This is a genomic window from Pseudonocardia sp. (genome assembly GCF_035305885.1).
In the GTDB taxonomy this organism is placed as follows: Bacteria; Actinomycetota; Actinomycetes; order Mycobacteriales; family Pseudonocardiaceae; genus Pseudonocardia.
In genome coordinates, this window is the sequence record NZ_DATGOP010000143.1 from 1 (window position 1) to 18,057 (window position 18,057).

16 protein-coding genes are annotated in these 18,057 nt (G+C 74.0%); 5 read left to right on the forward strand and 11 right to left on the reverse strand.

Going from position 1 to position 18,057, the window contains the following annotated elements; translation table 11 throughout:
* A partial coding sequence (locus VKZ81_RS32165; RefSeq protein WP_324245520.1) for an Lrp/AsnC family transcriptional regulator occupies positions 1-385 on the forward strand: 385 nt, incomplete at its 5' end.
* 261 nt (positions 386-646) lie between these two features.
* On the opposite strand, the gene VKZ81_RS32170 is transcribed toward VKZ81_RS32165, so the two are convergent.
* Positions 647-850, reverse strand: a complete 204-nt coding sequence (locus VKZ81_RS32170) for a cold-shock protein (protein WP_324245521.1) — start codon at positions 848-850, stop codon at positions 647-649.
* 394 nt (positions 851-1,244) lie between these two features.
* On the opposite strand from VKZ81_RS32170, the gene VKZ81_RS32175 reads away from it, so the two are divergent.
* Positions 1,245-2,216: a sigma-70 family RNA polymerase sigma factor gene (locus VKZ81_RS32175; protein WP_324245522.1), complete on the forward strand. Its 972-nt coding sequence runs from the start codon at positions 1,245-1,247 to the stop codon at positions 2,214-2,216.
* Between the two features lie 33 nt (positions 2,217-2,249).
* On the opposite strand, the gene VKZ81_RS32180 is transcribed toward VKZ81_RS32175, so the two are convergent.
* From VKZ81_RS32180 to tkt, 9 genes are all read right to left on the reverse strand, one after another.
* A complete protein-coding gene (locus VKZ81_RS32180) occupies positions 2,250-3,026 on the reverse strand; it encodes a DUF4386 domain-containing protein (protein WP_324245523.1) in 777 nt (258 codons plus the stop codon).
* A 109-nt stretch (positions 3,027-3,135) separates the two neighbouring features.
* On the reverse strand, positions 3,136-3,750 hold the full coding sequence (locus VKZ81_RS32185) for a sensor histidine kinase (protein ID WP_324245524.1): 615 nt from the start codon (positions 3,748-3,750) through the stop codon (positions 3,136-3,138).
* Positions 3,751-4,051: 301 nt separating this feature from the next.
* Complete coding sequence (locus tag VKZ81_RS32190) at positions 4,052-4,462, reverse strand: hypothetical protein (RefSeq protein ID WP_324245525.1); 411 nt, start codon at positions 4,460-4,462, stop codon at positions 4,052-4,054.
* A gap of 13 nt (positions 4,463-4,475) precedes the next feature.
* Positions 4,476-5,255, reverse strand: coding sequence for a 6-phosphogluconolactonase (pgl, locus tag VKZ81_RS32195; protein WP_324245526.1), 780 nt, complete (start codon positions 5,253-5,255; stop codon positions 4,476-4,478).
* Positions 5,255-6,217 carry a glucose-6-phosphate dehydrogenase assembly protein OpcA gene (opcA, locus tag VKZ81_RS32200; protein WP_324245527.1) on the reverse strand — a complete coding sequence of 321 codons (963 nt, stop codon included), beginning with the start codon at positions 6,215-6,217 and terminating at the stop codon, positions 5,255-5,257. Before opcA ends, pgl begins: the two co-directional genes overlap by 1 nt.
* Before the next feature lie 36 nt (positions 6,218-6,253).
* Complete coding sequence (gene zwf / locus VKZ81_RS32205; protein WP_324245528.1) at positions 6,254-7,804, reverse strand: glucose-6-phosphate dehydrogenase; 1,551 nt, start codon at positions 7,802-7,804, stop codon at positions 6,254-6,256.
* A gap of 44 nt (positions 7,805-7,848) precedes the next feature.
* Positions 7,849-9,417 carry a glucose-6-phosphate isomerase gene (locus VKZ81_RS32210; protein ID WP_324245529.1) on the reverse strand — a complete coding sequence of 523 codons (1,569 nt, stop codon included), beginning with the start codon at positions 9,415-9,417 and terminating at the stop codon, positions 7,849-7,851.
* A 27-nt stretch (positions 9,418-9,444) separates the two neighbouring features.
* On the reverse strand, positions 9,445-10,554 hold the full coding sequence (tal, locus tag VKZ81_RS32215) for a transaldolase (protein ID WP_324245530.1): 1,110 nt from the start codon (positions 10,552-10,554) through the stop codon (positions 9,445-9,447).
* Positions 10,555-10,567: 13 nt separating this feature from the next.
* Complete coding sequence (gene tkt, locus VKZ81_RS32220) at positions 10,568-12,655, reverse strand: transketolase (RefSeq protein ID WP_324245531.1); 2,088 nt, start codon at positions 12,653-12,655, stop codon at positions 10,568-10,570.
* Positions 12,656-12,941: 286 nt separating this feature from the next.
* Here tkt and VKZ81_RS32225 point away from each other — a divergent pair, with 286 nt between their 5' ends.
* Both VKZ81_RS32225 and VKZ81_RS32230 read left to right on the forward strand, forming a co-directional pair.
* Positions 12,942-13,847, forward strand: a complete 906-nt coding sequence (locus tag VKZ81_RS32225) for a heme o synthase (RefSeq protein WP_324245535.1) — start codon at positions 12,942-12,944, stop codon at positions 13,845-13,847.
* Between the two features lie 29 nt (positions 13,848-13,876).
* Complete coding sequence (locus VKZ81_RS32230) at positions 13,877-14,773, forward strand: aminoglycoside phosphotransferase family protein (RefSeq protein WP_324245532.1); 897 nt, start codon at positions 13,877-13,879, stop codon at positions 14,771-14,773.
* A 52-nt stretch (positions 14,774-14,825) separates the two neighbouring features.
* Here the strand turns inward: VKZ81_RS32230 and fdhA are convergent, their stop codons facing one another.
* Positions 14,826-16,046, reverse strand: coding sequence for a formaldehyde dehydrogenase, glutathione-independent (gene fdhA / locus VKZ81_RS32235; RefSeq protein WP_324245533.1), 1,221 nt, complete (start codon positions 16,044-16,046; stop codon positions 14,826-14,828).
* Positions 16,047-16,269: 223 nt separating this feature from the next.
* On the opposite strand from fdhA, the gene VKZ81_RS32240 reads away from it, so the two are divergent.
* Positions 16,270-18,009: a sensor histidine kinase gene (locus VKZ81_RS32240; RefSeq protein WP_324245534.1), complete on the forward strand. Its 1,740-nt coding sequence runs from the start codon at positions 16,270-16,272 to the stop codon at positions 18,007-18,009.
* Positions 18,010-18,057: the final 48 nt, after the last annotated feature.

Genomic DNA, 18,057 nt, shown 5'->3' on the forward strand with positions numbered 1-18,057 from the left:
CGTGACCGAGCGGGTGCGCAGGCTCGAGGAGAACGGCGTCATCACCGGCTACCGCTGCGAGGTCGACGCCGAGAAGCTGGGCCTGCCCATCCTGGCGCTGGTCCGGCTGCGCTACCCGCACGGCAACGACAAGCCGTTCCACGACCTGCTGGCCACCACGCCTGAGATCGTCGAGGCCCACCACGTGACCGGGGAGGACTGCTTCGTGCTCAGCGTCCGCGCCCGCGGGATGCGCCACCTGGAGCAGGTGACGGGCCGCATCGCCGGCCTCGGCCAGGTGACCACCAGCGTCGTCTACAGCACCCCGCTCCCGCGGCGCTCGGCGGTGACGGCCGCGGTCGGCGCGAGCGGCGCCGCGGCGAGCGTGAGCCGCCGCCGCGCCTGATCGGAGGAAGGGAGCGCCTGGCTGCGGCCGCGGGCAGCCGCTGACGTGCGATGGGACGGGCAGAGCGACTCGATGCCGTCGATGCGGCGATCGATCATTCGGCTCCCGGAAATGGGGGCAACGACGAGTTCACCCTGCCCGTCGTGGGTCAGCGTACCCCTCGACGAGGGGGCAGAACCGAGATCGTCGTGCCCAGTTCCGGCCACGACGGGAAGGGCCCGCGTCCCCCTGGGAAGCGGGCCCCTCGGACCGAGCGGTCGGTCAGATGACGCGGACGCCGGTGGCCTGGGGGCCCTTCGCGTTCTGGCCGATCGTGAACTCCACGCGCTGCCCCTCGTCGAGGCTGCGGAAGCCGCCGGCGTCGATCTCGGAGTAGTGCACGAAGACGTCAGCGCCCCCGCCGTCCTGGCTGATGAAGCCGAAGCCCTTCTCGCCGTTGAACCACTTGACGGTTCCTTGTGTCATGGATCTGCTCCTCGCAGGTCTGGTGGCACCCGCACCGTGCGGGGTACCGGCCGGCCACGATGGCCGCTCCGACGTCCTTGTGGCGCCGGCGCTTGCTCACCGAGTGTTCCTGCGGGCGTGCGAACACGAGCACGAAACTGAACGACCTGAGACCCACAGTACCCGGCGCCCGATCGGCCGGCGGACCGGACGTTGAACGCCGGCCGTGTGGAGAGCGGCCGAAAGCCGGTACCCGATCCGCGCACGTTGAGGACCCGGGCACGACGGCGTAACGTCTACACCGTAGCGCTACAGTGCGTCGCCTTCCGCCGGCTGGTCGGCCGTGCGCCCCCGAGCCGTCGACGTCCCCGACCGCGACCGCCCACCCATCATCGAGCCCCAGGAGACACCCGCCGTGACGACCGGGCGGAACCGCGATCGGCAGGAAGCCGCGAACGATGACCTCGTCGGCTCCATCGACCCCGTCCGCGCCTACCTGCGGCTCATCGCCAGGACCGCTTTGCTGTCGGCCGCCGAGGAGATCGAGCTGGCCCAACGCATCGAGGTGGGCGTCTTCGCCGCAGAACGGCTCAGCCGACCCGACGAGGACCTCCCGGCTACCACCGCGACCACCCGGGAGCTGCGCTGGCTCGCCCGCGACGGCGTGCGGGCGAAGGCCCACCTGGTCGAGGCCAACCTGCGGCTGGTCGCGTCGGTTGCGAAGCGCTACGGGGGGCGCGGCATGCCCTTCCTCGACCTCGTCCAGGAAGGCACCATCGGCCTCATCCACGCGGTCGAGAAGTTCGATCACACCATGGGCTACAAGTTCTCCACCTACGCCACCTGGTGGATCCGCCAGGCGATCAGCCGCTGCCTGGCCGACCAGGCCCGCACCATCCGGATCCCGGTGCACGTCGGCGAGCTGCTCACCAGGCTGTACCTCCGGCGCCGCGACATGCTCGTGCAGCTCGGCCGCGATCCCACCGTCGACGAGCTGGCCGCAGACATGTCGATCAGCGCGGACAAGGTCCGCGAGATCGAGCGGTACGCCCGTGATCCGATCTCCCTCGATCTCCCGATCGGCGAGGACAACGACGCCACCCTCGGCGACCTCGTCGAGGACACCGCGGCAAGCACAGCCGACGACGCCGCGATGTCAGCCGTACTCCGCAACGAGATCCAGGGGGTCCTGGCCACCCTGAACACGCGGGAGGCCGACATCGTGCGAATGCGGTTCGGGTTCACCGGCGGCCGCCCGCACACCCTCGACGAGATCAGCCGCATCCACGGGGTCACGCGGGAACGGATCCGGCAGATCGAAGCCACGACCATGAGCAAGTTGCGGCATCCCGCCCGAGCCGGCCGGCTCCACGACTGGCTCACCTGACCACGCCTCACACCGCGTGCGCTGCGACCGGCTCTACCTCGGCGCGGTGGGCCGCGGTGGCCGCCGCATCCCCGGAACGACGTCGACCGTGGACGGGCGCGTGCCGCGGACCGGACGCAGCAGCAGGGCGACGCCGAGAGCTGCCACCCACAGCCCCCACCCGGTGCTGCCGAGCAGCCCGGCGACGTCCCACACAGGGAAGCCGGGCACGGCGGTGGCGATGATCTCAGCCTGGTTCAGCAGGTAGAGCGTGCTCACGGCGAGTCCGGTGACGCCGAGCCAGCGGGGCAGGACCCGGAAGCGCAGGACGACCACGCTGAGGACGACCGACCAGCCGATGACCAGCACCTGACCCAGATGTTCGCCCAGCAGCGCCCCACCGAACTGGTGCTGTGCCGTCCACGCGGCCTCCACCGCGGCCCGGGTGACGGCGTCGCCGGACACGTACGACCGGGCCAGCGGCGGAACCACGAACACCCAGCGCAGGAAACCGATCAGTGACAGCAGCACCGACGCGGCGCCCGCCCAGGTGGCGACGCGCAGGACCGAGTCGTCGCGCCGGCCGAGAACTGCCGGCAACAGCAGGATCGGCACGGCCAGGATCGCGTAGGTCCACGCGGTGGCGAACCAGGTCCACACCAGGCCGGTGCCGCCCTCGACGACCGCGGGCAGCACCACGCTGGGCGGCTCGCGCAGGATGTCGGGCCAGTCGAACGTGGCGGACAACGCCGTTGCGGCCGCCGCGAACGCCGCGGCGCCCGCCACGAACAGCGCTCCCGTCGTCCGGCGGAGTTCGTTGTCCGCTCCCATGGGTCCCACCTCGGTCTCCCTCCGGATCAGGCCCGACCGGCAGCGCACCGCCCGCGCTCGGCATCGCCGCTCACCCCGAGCCGGTGGGTGGTGGCGTGCGCAACGGCCGTCACATCGGAACCGACCAGACCAGCCGCGTTCCCGGACGGTCGGGGGAGTTCGTCGACAGCGTGCCGCCGTGGTGCTCGGCGCGCGCCTGCAGGTCGGCCAGCCCGCCTCGCCAGGCGTCTGCGCCAACTCCGACGCCGTCGTCGACGACCTGCAGGGTGACGTGGCGGGTCTCGACCTCGACGGTGACGGTGGCGGATCGGGCGCGGGCGTGCCGGACGATGTTGGCGAGCGCTTCGCGCAACGCGATGACGAGGTCGTCGCCGATCACGGTCGGGACGGCGTCGGCGAGCGCGGCGGTCATGCGCGTCGAGGGCGTGAAGCCCAGTACGGCGGCCATGTCGGCGACCACGGCTTCGAGCCTGGCCGGCAGGTTCGTGCGGCCCGCACGACGATACCGGGCGGGGGCGGGGTAGAGGGCGGCGCGTATCTCGCCGATCGCCTCGTCCAGTGTGCGTACGGCGTCGCCGATGTGAGCTGCGGCGACAGAGGTGGACTCCGATGCGGTCGAGGTTCGCAGCCGGCCGGCGGCGCTGTGCAGGGACAATCCCGCGGCGAACAGGCGGTGGATGACGCTGTCGTACAGCTCCGCGGCGATCCGGTCGCGCTCGTCCAACACCGCCTGGCTGCGCGGGGCGACCGGCGGACCCGCCGATCCTGCATCCCCCTCTCTGCGCCGGGAGCGGTGGGGTGCCGCTGCGGGCGCCACCTCCGCGACTGGCGGGCGTCCGGTTCCCGGACCGCCGCTGCTGTGGGTGCGCATCGCGCTCTCGATCCGCCGACGTCGATGGGGCGCAACGGCGCACCCCTCGCGCGCCGCGCAACTGCCGGGTCCGGAGCAGCGTCTCTGTCTACGCCCTTCACGGCGTGGCAGCAACCGCAGGGCCTGTAGTCGGCTGGGTTCTCCAGCACCTACCTCACGGGCCGGGGAGGGCGTCGAGGAGCGCGTGAGGGCCGAGCGTGGTGGCGCCCGCGGCGCGCACCCGCTCCCGCAGGCCGCGGTCGGCCGTCACGACCACGACGGGGCCGTCGGCCACCAACTCGGCGGCCAGCGCGGCGATCGCCGCGTCGCCGTCCGCCTCGGCGTGCACGACCGCGAGCCGGGGGTGGGTGGGCAGGTCCTCGACCCCGGCGGCCGCGCCCTCCAGCACGAGGTGCACCTGCACGTCCGCGCCCGGGTGGTCGAGGGCGTCGGCCAACGGGGCCGGGTCGACGGTCAGCGCCGCGGCGAGCCGCCCGGCCAGCCGCCGCGCGGCCCCCGGGCGGTCGCGCCACCAGCCGTCCGGGCGAGCGCCGACGACGTTGGCGCCGTCGACCACGACGTGCATCAGGCCGGGACCGTCACGCGATGTGCGGCACGAGGTCGCGGGGGAGCTTCGCGGCCGCGGCCCGGTCCAGCAGGAACAGGGTGCGCCGCTTGCCGCGCGCCCCGGCCACCGGGATCGCCACCTCGCCCGCGCCGCCGAGGGCCATGGCGACGGCCGCGGCCTTCGCCGACCCGGTCGTCATGACCCACACCTCGGCCGCGTTGCGGATCGCGGGCAGCGTGAGCGACACCCGGGTGGGCGGCGGCTTGGGGCAGCCGTGCACGGCGACCACGGTGCGCTCGGTCTCGTAGACGGCGGGGGAGTGCGGGAACACCGACGCGGTGTGGCCCTCGCCGCCCATGCCCAGCATGAGGACGTCGAACGACGGCACCGGCGCGTGGTCCTCCGGCCGCGCCTGCGTGCGCAGCAGCTCCGCGTAGGCCTCGGCGGCGGCATCGGCGCCCGCGGGCCCGGTGCCGGTGTCGGCGCCCATCGGGAACACCTTCGCCGGGTCGACCGGGACGTGGTCGAGCAGCGCCTCCCGGGCCTGCTTCTCGTTGCGCTCCGGGTCGTCGGGCGGCACGAACCGCTCGTCGCCCCAGTAGAACTCCACGCGGCCCCAGTCGACGGCGTCGCGGGCCACCGAGGCGCGCAGCTGCTCCAGCACCGCGATGCCGGTGCCGCCGCCGGTGAGCACGATCCGCGGCGTGGTGCCCGCCGCCTGCAGGTCGACGAGCTTGGTGACCAGGCGCGCGGCGACGGCCGCGGCGAGCACGTCGGGGTTGGCGTGGACGGCGATGTCGGGTGCGGGCATCAGGCACCCGCCATGGCGGGGACCTTGACGGGCGTGCGGCCGCGGGTGACCTTGCTGACGCCGGCGAGCGCGGCGCCGTAGATCTCGTCCGGGTCGAGCCGGCGCAGCTCCTCGGCGAGGCAGTCGCGCACCTCGCGGCGGGCGAGCGCGACGAGCCGGTCGGGCTGGCCCGGCTGGCGCAGCCTGCCCACCTTCCCGTCCGGGCGGACGAGCTCGACGGCCCCGGAGCGGCGCTCCAGCCGCACCGACACCACGCCCGGGCCGGAGGCGGCGGGGGAGCGCTTGACCTTGGCGTCCAGCCGCACCGCGAGCCACCCGGCGAGCAGCTCGGTGGACGGGGAGATGGCCTCGCCGGCCACGACCGCGCTGGTGACGGGCTCGTAGGGCGGGGCGTCGAGCGCCGTCGCGAGCAGCGCCCGCCACGGCGTGAGGCGGGTCCAGGTGAGGTCGGTGTCGCCCGCGACGTAGTTGGCCCGGCGATGCTCGAACGCCCTCATCGGGTTCCGCGCCGCCAGCGCGTCGGTGATGCGACGGGTGGCCAGCCTGCCGACCGGGTCCTCGGCCGGCGCGGCGGGCGCCTCGTTCGGCCACCAGGCCACGACCGGCGCGTCCGGCAGCAGCAGCGGCATCACCATGCCCGCGGCGGCCTCGCCGCCGGCGAGTTGGCCGTAGCCGCGCAGCACGATGACCTCGCTCGCGCCCGCGTCGCCGCCGACGCGGATCTGCGCGTCCATCCGCGGCGCGGCCTTCCGCGCCCCGTAGGCGAGCACGATGATCCGGCACGGGTGCTCGTGGCTGGCGGAGTTGGCAGCGGCGATGGCGTCTTCGATGCCGGCCCCGTCCTCGGTGACGATCACCAGCGTGAGAACGCGCCCCATCGTCAGCGCGCCGCCGCTGGCCCGCATCTCGACCAGCTTGCGGTTGACCGCCGACGTGGTGGTCGAGGGCAGGTCGACGATCATGACGGTGTTCTCCTCACGGCGTCCACTCCAGCAGGTTCACGGCCTGCGCCAGGTGCGGCCGGTGCGGGCGAGCATCGCGTTCGCCGACTCCGGCCCCCAGCTGCCGGCCGGGTAGGGGTCGGGGCCCTTCTCCTGCCGCGCCCAGTGCTCGATCACCGGGTCGAGGATCTCCCAGGACCGCTCGACCTCGGCGTTGACCGGGAACAGCGACGGCTCGCCGAGCAGCACGTCGAGGATGAGCCGCTCGTAGGCCTCGGGGGAGGCCTCGGTGAACGCCGAGCCGTAGCCGAAGTCCATCGAGACGTCGCGGACCTCCATCTGGCTGCCCGGCACCTTCGACCCGAACCGCAGCGTGACGCCCTCGTCGGGCTGCACGCGGATGACGAGCGCGTTCTGCCCGAGCTCCTCGGTCATCGTGGCGTCGAACGGCAGGTGCGGGGCCCGCTTGAAGATCACCGCGATCTCGGTGACCCGCCGGCCGAGCCGCTTGCCGGTGCGCAGGTAGAACGGCACGCCCGCCCAGCGCCGCGTGTCGACCTCGCAGGTGATGGCCGCGAACGTCTCGGTCTTGGAGTTGGGGTCGAAACCCTCCTCCTCGGTGAGGCCCTTGACGAGCTCGCCGCCCTGCCAGCCGCCGGTGTACTGCCCGCGCGCGGTGGTCTCGTCGAGCGGGCCGACGAGCTTCGTCGCGTTCAGGATCTTGATCTTCTCGATGCGCAGCTCCTCGGCCGAGAACGAGACCGGCTCCTCCATCGCGGTGAACGCGAGCAGCTGCAGCAGGTGGTTCTGGATGACGTCGCGGGCCGCGCCGATCCCGTCGTAGTAGCCGGCGCGCCCGCCGAGGCCGATGTCCTCGGCCATCGTGATCTGCACGCTGTCGACGTAGTGGCTGTTCCAGATCGGCTCGAACAGCTGGTTGGCGAAGCGCAGCGCCAGGATGTTCTGGACCGTCTCCTTGCCGAGGTAGTGGTCGATGCGGAACACCGACTCCTCGGGGAAGACGTCGTTGACGATCTCGTTGAGCTCGCGGGCCGACTTGAGGTCGTGGCCGAACGGCTTCTCGATGACCACCCGGCGCCAGCCCTGGCCCTCCTGCCTCGCGAGGCCCGAGCGGGCGAGCTGCTTGAGGACCACCGGGAACGCTCCCGGCGGGATCGACAGGTAGAACGCGTGGTTGCCCGCGGTGCCGCGCTCCCGGTCGAGCGCGTGCACGGTCTCCTCGAGCCGGTCGAACGCGGCGTCGTCGTCGAAGCTGCCGGACACGAACCGGAAGCCCTCGGCGAGCCGCTCCCACACGTGCTGGCGGAACGGGGTGCGGGCGTGTTCCTTCACCGCGTTGTAGACGACCTGGCCGAAGTCCTGGTCGGCCCAGTCGCGGCGGGCGAACCCGGTGAGGGCGAAGCCCGGCGGGAGCAGGCCGCGGTTGGCCAGGTCGTAGATCGCGGGCATGAGCTTCTTGCGCGAGAGGTCGCCGGTGACCCCGAAGATGACCAGGCTGCACGGTCCCGCGATCCGCGGGAGCCGCTTGTCCCGCGGGTCGCGCAGGTGGTTGGTCCACCCCGCTGCCGCGGACGTGGCGGTGCTCATCTCACTCCTCGTGTCTCGGGCTTGCGGGGATCATTCCAGGTTCCCTACAGCTGCTGCACGGCGCGCGCGAGCGTGACCAGGCCCGCCACCCGGTCGGTGAAGTGCAACCGCAGGACGGGCCGCCCGCGGGCGGCCAGCGCGTCGGCGTCGGCCTGCGCGAGACCCTGCTGGACCGCGTCGAGGGCGGCGGCGGCCTCCGGGCGCAGCCCCGGGTCGTCCGGGTCGGCGGTGAGCTGGCAGACCCGCGTGTCCGGCGGGCCGCCCTTGGCGTGCTGGCCGCTGCCGGGCAGGCACCGCGGCGCCCAACCGAACGTGGTGGGCAGGCCGGTGCGACGGGCGAGCTCGGCGCGCAGCACCGCGGCGGAGGCGTCCTCGATCCGGTCGAGGTAGGCGTGCACGGCGAGGTGGCGGGCCGCACCGCCCCCTTCCGCACCGTCCCCTTCCGCACCGTCCCCTTCCACACCGTCGGACCCGCTCGGTGCGCCGGCCGCCAGCAGCGCGCGCAGCGCGTCGGCGACGGTGCCGGTGCCCTCCGGGAGCCAGTCGCCCGCGTGGACGGCCACCCCGCCCTCGGTGAACGCGGGCCCGGCCGCGTCGCCCTTCGGGGCGGGGGCGAGCGCGTCCGGCCGGTCGGTGGGGTCGACGCCGAGCACGTGCGCGGCGACCGCCACCGCGTGCTGCCAGGCGGCCATCTGCTCGGCGACCGAGCCCCGCGTCGCGAACGCCGCCCCCGGCACGTCCCCGAGCCCGACGGCGGGCAGCGTGCCCCACTCGGGGGCGTCCGGGCCCTCCACCACCACCGGCAGCGGCCCCTGCCCGTCCTTGCCGAGGCCGCCCGCCACGAGCTGGGCGGCCCACTCGGCGAGCGCGGGCGCCTCCGGGGCCGCGAGCGCGACCGCCGGGGCCGACGCCAGCAGCGCGCCGAGGCCCAGCGCGGTGCCGCCCGTGGTTCCGCCCGCGGTGCCGAGCTCGGCCCTGGCCGCGCCTGCTTCCGCGAGCACCGCCCCGGCGTCGGCGCCGGCGAGGCCGGCGGGCACGAGCACGTACGCGGTGAACGCGGCCCACGGGCCGTCGACGTCGTCCGGCCCGAGCACCACCACCGGCCCGTCGGGGCTCGCGTCCGGGGGCAGCAGCGGCCCGTCCGGCGGCGTGACGACGACGGTGTGCGCATCCGGATCGAGGCCCTCGGCGCGGAACGCCGCGTGGACGGTGTCGCGCAGCAGCCGCACCGGCTCCGGGTCCTCGCCGGGCGGGGCGGACACGACGAGCACCGTGGAGGCGAGCTCGCCGGCGAGCGCATCGGCGACCTGCGGCGGGTCGGCGGTGTCGAGCACGACCAGGCGCGGGTCGGAGTCGATCAGCGCCTCGGCGGCCACCCCGGCCCCGCCCGCGGCGGCGAGCAGCACCCGCACCTGGCCGGCCACGCGGCGCTGCTCGGCGAGCGCCGCGATCTCCCCGACCAGGGGGCGCGACGCGCGGAGCGCACCCGTCCACCCGGGGCGGGCGAGCCGGGGCCACAGGGTCGGGTCGCCGTCCGCGACGCGAGCGGCGACGCCGTCCGCGCGGAGGCGCGCGATGAGCTCGGCCTCCGAGGGCACCGGTCGCGCGGTCACCGGTTGCGCTCCCCTCCGCCCGCCGTGCTATCGGGCCTGCTGCAGCTGCCCGGCGACGGTGTCGCCCAGCTCGGCCCAGGACTTGTCGAACTTCTCGACGCCCTCGTCCTCGAGCACGCGGAACACGTCGGGCAGGTCGATGCCGACCCGCTCCAGCGCGTCGAACACCTCCTGCGCCTCGGCCGCGGTGCCGGTGACGCGGTCACCGTGCACCTCGCCGTGGTCGGCGAAGGCCAGCAGCGTCTTCTCCGGCATCGTGTTGACGGTGTCGGCGACGACGAGCTCGGTGATGTAGAGGGTGTCGGGGTAGTCGGGGTTCTTCACGCCTGTGGACGCCCACAGCGGCCGCTGCACCCGCGCGCCCTTGGCCTCGAGGGCCTTCCACCGGTCGGAGGAGAACACCTCCTGGTAGGCGGCGTAGGCCAGGCGCGAGTTGGCGACGGCGGCCTTGCCGCGCAGGGCCAGCGCCGCCTCGGAGCCGATGGCCTCGAGCCGCTTGTCGATCTCGGTGTCGACGCGGGAGACGAAGAAGCTCGCGACGGACGCGATGCTCGCCAGCTGGTGGCCGTTGGCCGCGGCCCGCTCCAGGCCCTCGAGGTAGGCGTCCATCACCGCGCGGTAGCGCTCCACCGAGAAGATCAGCGTGACGTTCACGCTCACGCCCTCGGCGAGCGCGCGGGTGATCGCGGGCAGGCCCTGCTCGGTGGCCGGGATCTTGACCAGCAGGTTCGGCCGGTCGACGGCCTTCCACAGGTCGAGCGCCTGCGCGACGGTGCCCTCGGTGTCGCGGGCCAGCCCCGGGTCCACCTCGAGCGAGACGCGCCCGTCGACGCCGTTCGTGGCCTCCCACGTGCCGCGGAAGACGTCGCACGCCTGCTGGACGTCGGCCACGGTGATCTCGCGGACCGTGTCCTCCACCGACGCGCCGCGCGCGGCGAGCTCGCGGATCTGCGCGTCGTAGGCCTCGCCCTTCGACAGGGCCGAGGCGAAGATCGTGGGGTTGGTGGTGACCCCGACGACGTGCTTGTCGGTGATCAGCTCCTGCAGGTTCCCGCTGTTCAGGCGCTCACGCGACAGGTCGTCGAGCCAGATGGAGACACCGGCCGCGGCCAGCCGTCCGAGTCGATCGTTGCTCATGGGTTGTTCCTCCTCAGGAGAGCTTGGCGAGGCTGCGCTTCGCGGCGGCGACGACGTTCTCGGTGGTGAAGCCGAACTCGCGGAACAGGGTCTGGTAGTCGGCGCTCGCGCCGAAGTGCTCGAGCGAGACGTTCTCGCCCGCGTCACCGGTGAAGCGGTGCCACGGCTGGGCGACACCGGCCTCGACGCTCACCCGCGCCCGCACCGACGAGGGCAGGACGGACTCCCGGTACTCCTCGTCCTGCTCGTCGAACCACTCGACGCACGGCATGGACACCACCCTCGTGGCAACGCCCTCGGCCTCGAGGACCTTCCGCGCCTCGACCGCGATCTGCAGCTCGGAGCCGGTTGCGATGAGGATCACCTGGGGCGTGCCGGACGAGGCGTCGGCGAGCACGTAGCCGCCGCGGGCGACGCCCTCGGCGGAGGTGCCCTCCAGCACGGGGAGGTTCTGCCGGGTCAGCGCCAGCCCCTTCGGCCCCTCCGGGCGCTCCAGGGCGGCGCGCCAGGCGTGAGCGGTCTCGTTGGCGTCGCCCGGGCGGATGATCGCCAGGCCCGGGATCGCGCGCAGGGCGGCGAGGTGCTCGACCGGCTGGTGGGTGGGCCCGTCCTCGCCGAGGCCGATCGAGTCGTGGGTCCAGACGTAGATCACGCTCGACTTCATCAGCGCCGCGAGCCGCACCGCCGGGCGCATGTAGTCGCTGAACACGAGGAACGTGCCGCCGTACGGGCGGGTGGGCCCGTGCAGCGCGATGCCGTTGAGGATCGCGCCCATCGCGTGCTCGCGGACCCCGAAGTGCAGCGTGCGCCCGTAGGGGTTGGCCTTCCACATCTTCGTGGCGGTGGAGGTGGGGCCGAAGGAGTCGGCGCCCTCCATCGTGGTGTTGTTGCTCTCGGCGAGGTCGGCCGAGCCGCCCCACAGCTCCGGCAGCACGTCCTTGAGCGCGGTGAGCACCTCGCCGGAGGCCTTGCGGGTGGCCAGCCCCTTGGGGTCGGGGTCCCAGCTCGGCAGCGCCTTCTCCCAGCCGACCGGCAGGTCGCGGCCGACCATGCGGTCGAACAGCTCCTTGCGCTCCGGCTCCCGGGCGGCCCAGTCGTCGAAGGTCTTCTGCCAGGCCTGGTGGGCCTCGCGGCCGCGGTCGACGACCTTGCGGGTGTGGGCGAGGACCTCGTCTGCGACCTCGAAGGTCTTCTCCGGGTCGAAGCCGAGGATCTTCTTGACCTCGGCGACCTCCTCGGCGCCCAGCGCCGAGCCGTGGGCCTTGCCGGTGTTCATCTTGTTCGGCGCCGGGTAGCCGATCACGGTCCGCAGCACGATCAGCGACGGCCGCGTGGTCTCGGCGCGCGCGTTCTCGATCGCGGCCAGGATGCCGGTGACGTTCTCGCCGCCCTCGACGGTCTGCACGTGCCAGCCGTAGGCCTCGTAGCGCTTGGCCGTGTCCTCCGACAGCGCGATCGTGGTGTCGTCCTCGATGGAGATCTTGTTGTCGTCGTAGATCACCGTGAGGTTGCCGAGCTGCTGGTGCCCGGCGAGCGACGACGCCTCGGCGGTGACGCCCTCCTCGATGTCGCCGTCGGAGGCGATCACGTAGATGTGGTGGTCGAACGGGCTCTCGCCGGGCGCGGCGTCCGGGTCGAACAGGCCGCGCTCGCGGCGCGCCGCCATCGCCATGCCGACCGCCGACGCGAGGCCCTGGCCCAGCGGGCCGGTGGTGATCTCCACACCGGGGGTGTGGCGGTGCTCGGGGTGGCCGGGGGTCTTCGAGCCCCAGGTGCGCAGCGCCTTCAGGTCGTCGAGCTCGAGGCCGTACCCGGACAGGAACAGCTGGATGTAGAGGGTGAGGCTGGAGTGGCCCGCCGACAGCACGAACCGGTCGCGGCCGATCCAGTCGGCGTCGCTCGGGTCGTGCCGCATGACCCGCTGGAACAGGGTGTAGGCCAGCGGTGCGAGGCTCATCGCGGTGCCCGGGTGCCCGTTGCCCACCTTCTGCACGGCATCGGCCGCCAGCACGCGGACCGTGTCGACGGCCCGCCGGTCCAGATCGGTCCAGTCGTCGGGGACGCTCGCGCGGGTGAGAGTCTCGATGTCGATGTCGGCCACAGCTCTTCCCTCGGTTCGGGTGGGTATGCGGGCGGTGCGCCTCGATGCGACCGCTGGTGATGAACGCTCGGCGGCCAGCCTAGTCGCGCGGGGTACCCCCGTGTGATCACGCGCTGCCCGGCATCCGCGGGTCTACCCGGGGGAGGGCGGCCGCATGCCCCGAGCTACCATCGACAAGCCGTAGAACTCGGCGGTGACCGGGTTCCCCACCACGCGGATCGAGGTTGTGCCGGTGACTCTGCCCGTGTCCCGCTCGGGCCAACTCCAGCAGGGCGCTCCCGGCGCCGTGCGGTCCGGTTGGGAGCGGTTGCGGGACACGGTGCGCGCCTACCTCGGGCTCACCAAGACGCGGATCATCGAGCAGCTGCTCGTGGTCACCGTGCCCGCCATGTTCCTCGCCGAGCGCGGCATCCCGTCGGTGTGGCTCGTCGTCGCCACGCTCGTCGGCGGAGCGATGGCCGCGGCGAGCGCGCACGCGCTCAACTGCGTCGCCGACGCCGACATCGACGCCGTCATGAAGCGCACCCGGCGCAGGCCGCTGGCCAAGGGGCAGGTGCCGCCGCGCCACGCCCTGGTGTTCGGCCTCGTGCTGGGCGTGTTCTCCGCGGTGTGGCTCGGGCTCACCACCAACTGGCTGGCGGCCGGGCTGTCGGTGGCCGCCATCGCGTTCTACGTGCTCGTCTACACGCTGCTGCTCAAGCGGCGCACCTCGCAGAACATCGTGTGGGGCGGCGCGGCCGGCTGCATGCCCGTCGTCATCGGCTGGGCCGCGGTCACGGGCACGGTCGAGTGGCCCGCCCTGGTGATGTTCGGCGTCATCTTCTTCTGGACGCCGCCGCACTTCTGGGCGCTCGCCATGCGCTACCGCGACGACTACGCGGCGGCGAAGGTCCCGATGCTGCCCGTGGTGGTGCCGCCGCAGCAGGTGTCGCGGCGCATCGTCGCCTACTCGTGGGTGATGGCCGCGTGGTCGCTCCTGCTGGTGCCGGCCACGTCCTGGATCTACGCCGTCGTCGCCGCGCTGGGCGGCACCTGGTTCGTGCTGCAGGCCCACCGGCTGCACCGCGGGGTGCTGGCCGGGGTCGAGACGCAGCCCATGCGCCTGTTCCACCTGTCGAACGTCTACCTCTGCTGCCTGTTCGCCGCGATCGCGGTGGACGCGGCGATCGGCCTGCCGGTCCTGTCCGTCTGACCCGCCGCCTGATCCGCGAGCCGCCGTCGATGCACCCCGACCAGGTGGAGGTGCCGCTCACGACGGTGCGGGCGCTGGTCGCCGACCAGTTCCCACGGTGGGCGCGGCTGCCGATCCGGCCCGTCGCGTCCGACGGCACCGTCAACGCGATCTTCCGGATCGGCGACCACCTCGCCGCCCGGTTCCCCCTGCGGGCCGGCGACCCCGACGGGACGCGGGCGGCGCTCGAGTCCGAGGCCGCCGCCGCCCGCGAGCTGGCCGCGAGCACCCGGTTCCCGGTGCCCGAACCGGTGGCCCTCGGCCGGCCCGGGCCGGGCTACCCGCTGCCGTGGTCGGTGCAGACCTGGCTGCCCGGGACCACCGCGAGCCAGGCCGACCCCGGCCTCAGCAGCGCGTTCGCCTGCGACCTGGCCGAGCTCATCGCCGACCTCCGCCGCATCGACACCCGCGGCCGCACCTTCTCCGGCCCCGGCCGCGGCGGCGACCTGCACGCGCAGGACGGGTGGATGGAGACCTGCTTCCGCCGCAGCGAGCACCTCCTCGACGTCCCCCGGTTGCGGCGGGCGTGGGAGCACCTGCGCGACCTGCCGCGCACGGCCCCCGACGTCATGACCCACGGCGACCTCATCCCCGGCAACCTGCTGGTCGCCGACGGGCGGCTCGCGGGCGTGCTCGACGTCGGCGGCCTCGGGCCCGCCGACCCGGCCCTCGACCTGGTCGCGGCGTGGCACCTGCTGGACGCGCGCACGCGCCCGCTGTTGCGCCGCGCCCTCGGGTGCGACGACCTGGAGTGGGAGCGCGGCAAGGCGTGGGCGTTCGCGCAGGCGATGGGTCTGGTCTGGTACTACGCCGACACCAATACGGGCATGAGCCGGCTGGGCAGGCGCACCCTCGACCGCATCCTGGGCGACGCCGCGGCCCGCTGACGCCGCCGGTGGCCCGGCCGGGCACGCGGGGCGCCCGGCCGGGCGAGGCGGGTCAGGCCGCCTTCGGCAGCAGCCCGTGCGGGTCGAGCACGTACTTGCGCGCCGCGCCCTGGTCGAACTCCTGGTAGCCGCGCGGGGCCTCGTCGAGCGGGATGACGGTGGCGTTGACCGCCTTCGCGATCTGCGCCTTGCCGTGCAGGATGCTCATCATCAGCCCGCGGTTGTACCTGAGCACCGGGCACTGCCCCGTGGTGAAGGCGTGGCTCTTCGCCCAGCCCAGCCCCAGCCGGACCTTGAGCGTGCCCTCCTTCGCGTCCGGGTCGGGCGCGCCCGGGTCGCCGGTCACGTAGAGGCCCGGGATGCCGAGCTTCCCGCCCGCCCGGGTGATCGACATGATCGAGTTGAGCACCGCGGCCGGCTGCTCGCCCGCGTTCGCGCCGTGCCCGCTCGCCTCGAAACCGACCGCGTCGACCGCGCAGTCGACCTCGTTCGTGCCGAGGATCTCCGCGACCTGGTCCTCCAGGGTGGCGTCCTGGGAGATGTCGACGGTCTCGCAGCCGAACGAGCGGGCCTGTTCGAGGCGCTGCCGGTTGAGGTCCCCGACGATCACGACCGCGGCGCCGAGCAGCTGCGCGGCGTGGGCGGCGGCGAGCCCGACCGGCCCCGCGCCCGCGACGTACACCGTCGACCCGGTGGTGACGCCCGCGGTGTAGGCGCCGTGGTAGCCGGTGGGGAAGATGTCCGACAGCATGGTCAGGTCGAGGATCTTCTCCATGGCCTGGTCGCGGTCCGGGAACTTCAGGCAGTTGAAGTCGGCGAAGGGCACCATCACGTACTCGGCCTGCCCGCCTTCCCAGCCGCCCATGTCGACGTAGCCGTAGGCCGACCCGGCGCGGCCCGGGTTGACGTTGAGGCAGACCCCCGTCTGCCCCTCCCGGCAGTTGCGGCACCGCCCGCAGGCGATGTTGAACGGGACCGAGACGATGTCCCCGACGTCCAGGAACTGGACGTCGTCGCCCTTCTCGACGACCTCCCCGGTGATCTCGTGCCCGAGCGTCTGCCCGGGCGGAGCAGTGGTGCGGCCCCGTACCATGTGCTGGTCGGAGCCGCAGATGTTCGTGGCGACGTTGCGCAGGATCACCCCGTGCGGGGCTTTCTGGGTGAGCCCCTTCTCCTTCGCGACGTCGGGGGGTACCTCCAGCTTCGGCGGGTCGTGGTCCTCGACGACGACCTTCCCGGGCTCCTTGTAGACGACGATCTTGTTTCCACCCACTGTGATCCACCTCACCTTGTTTTCCCTCCCGTGCCTACCCCTGCGCGCCGCGGGCCACAAGTCGGCCATCAGGCCCCATGGCGGCGTCCGTCGTGCGCGCGGGCGGCGTCGGAATAGGCTTTTCGCTCGGCCGGTGGGGACCGGGGGAAGAGCGGAGGCCGTCGTGGCGGCTGGCAGACCTGCTCCGCGGCGTCCGCCATGGGCTCGCGCGGTGCGGCGGGTGGTGGCCGGTGCCGTCCTCGCGAGCGTGAGCGGGCTGCTGGCGCGCGAGCTCGCCCGGCGGGAGCTGCGCGGCTACGTGGCCGAGCAGGCCGCGCTGCGCCGGGTCGCCACGCTCGTGGCGCAGGCGGCGACCCCCGAGGAGGTCTTCGCGGGCGTGGTCGCGGAGGTCGGACAGCTGTTCGGGGTCGAGCAGACGCTGGTGAACCGCTACGACCCGGATGGCGGGGCGACCACGGTGATGGGGGCGTGGGCGCGCGACGGCGTGGTCGCCCCGCTGCCGGTGGGCACCCGCTGGCAGCTCGGCGGTCGCAACGTGAGCACGGCGGTGATGCGCACCGGCCGGGCGGCGCGGATCGGGGACTACGGCGAGACGGCGGGCGAGGCCGTGGGGGAGGCCGCCGCGCTCGCGCGGACACGGGGGATCCGCTCGTCGGTCGGGGTGCCGATCGTCGTGGACGGCCGCCTGTGGGGGCACCTGAGCCTGGTGTCCTCGCGCGAGCGGGCGTTCCCCGCCGATGCCGAGGCGCGGCTGGCCGGCTTCACCGGGCTGGTCGCCACGGCCATCGCCGGTGCGCAGTCCCGGCTCGAGCTGCGCGACCACGCGGCCGAGCAGGCCGCGCTGCGCCGCGTGGCCACCCTGGTCGCGCGGGCCGCCGCGCCGCACGAGGTGTTCGCCGCGGTCACCGAGGAGGTCGGGCACCTGCTCGGGGTCGACTTCACGCTCCTGGACCGGTACCGGCCCGACGGCGGGGTGACCGTCCTCGGGGCGTGGGCCCGCACCGGCCCGCCGCCCACGCCGATCGGGAGCCGGTTCTCCCTCGGCGGCCGCAACGTGACCACGCTGGTCCACGAGACCGGCAAGCCCGCGCGCGTCGACCGGTACGGCCCCGACTCCGGGTCGCTGTCGGCGGCCGTGGTCGAGGCCGGCATGCGGTCGGCGGTCGGTGTCCCGGTGTACGTGGAGGGGCGGCTGTGGGGCATGATCGCCGCCGGTGCCCGCCGCCCCGCCGGGCTGCCCGCCGACACCGAGGCGCGGCTGGCGGGCTTCACCGAGCTGGTCGCCAGCGCGATCGCGAACACCGAGAGCCAGGCCCAGCTGACCGCGTCGCGGGCCCGGATCGTCGCCGCGGCCGACCACGCCCGCCGCCGGATCGAGCGCGACCTGCACGACGGCGCCCAGCAGCGGCTGGTCACCCTCGCGATGCAGCTGCGGGCGGCGCAGGCGGCCGTGCCCGCGGGCGCGGACGAGCTGCACGCGCAGCTCGACGCCCTGGCCAAGCAGGCGTCGGCGGCCGTGGACGAGCTGCGCGAGCTGGCCAGGGGCATCCACCCGGCCGTGCTCGCCGAGGGCGGGCTCGCCCCCGCGCTGCGGTCGCTGGCCCGCCGGGCCGCGGTGCCGGTCCGGCTCGACGTGCGGGGCGCGCGCCGGCTTCCCGAGCAGATCGAGATCGCCGCCTATTACGCGGTGTCCGAGGCGCTGACCAACGCCGCCAAGCACGCCGACGCCTCGGTCGTCGACGTGGTCGTCGACATCGCCCCGCCCGCGGGCGGCGGGAGCCTGCACGTGCGGGTCTGCGACGACGGCCGGGGCGGGGCCGACCTCGACGGCGGGTCCGGGCTCGTGGGGCTCAAGGACCGGGTCGAGGCGCTGTCCGGGCGGCTCACCGTGCGGACGCAGGACGGCTCGGGCACGTGCGTGGAGGTCGAGCTGCCGCTGGAGATGCCACCGGGGGTCGACTGACGTCCGCCGAGGCGACTTCCCAAGCGTGGGTGTGCTCCACACACCGCG

Excerpts from the sequence above, each read along its gene's own strand:
- VKZ81_RS32170 (WP_324245521.1), bottom strand. The coding sequence starts at position 850 with ATGACACAAGGAACCGTCAAGTGGTTCAACGGCGAGAAGGGCTTCGGC.
- zwf (WP_324245528.1), bottom strand. The coding sequence starts at position 7,804 with ATGAGCACCGCCACGTCCGCGGCAGCGGGGTGGACCAACCACCTGCGC.
- VKZ81_RS32230 (WP_324245532.1), top strand. The coding sequence starts at position 13,877 with ATGCACCCCGACCAGGTGGAGGTGCCGCTCACGACGGTGCGGGCGCTG.
- pgl (WP_324245526.1), bottom strand. The coding sequence starts at position 5,255 with ATGCCCGCACCCGACATCGCCGTCCACGCCAACCCCGACGTGCTCGCC.
- opcA (WP_324245527.1), bottom strand. The coding sequence starts at position 6,217 with ATGATCGTCGACCTGCCCTCGACCACCACGTCGGCGGTCAACCGCAAG.
- tal (WP_324245530.1), bottom strand. The coding sequence starts at position 10,554 with ATGAGCAACGATCGACTCGGACGGCTGGCCGCGGCCGGTGTCTCCATC.
- VKZ81_RS32190 (WP_324245525.1), bottom strand. The coding sequence starts at position 4,462 with ATGCACGTCGTGGTCGACGGCGCCAACGTCGTCGGCGCTCGCCCGGAC.
- VKZ81_RS32180 (WP_324245523.1), bottom strand. The coding sequence starts at position 3,026 with ATGGGAGCGGACAACGAACTCCGCCGGACGACGGGAGCGCTGTTCGTG.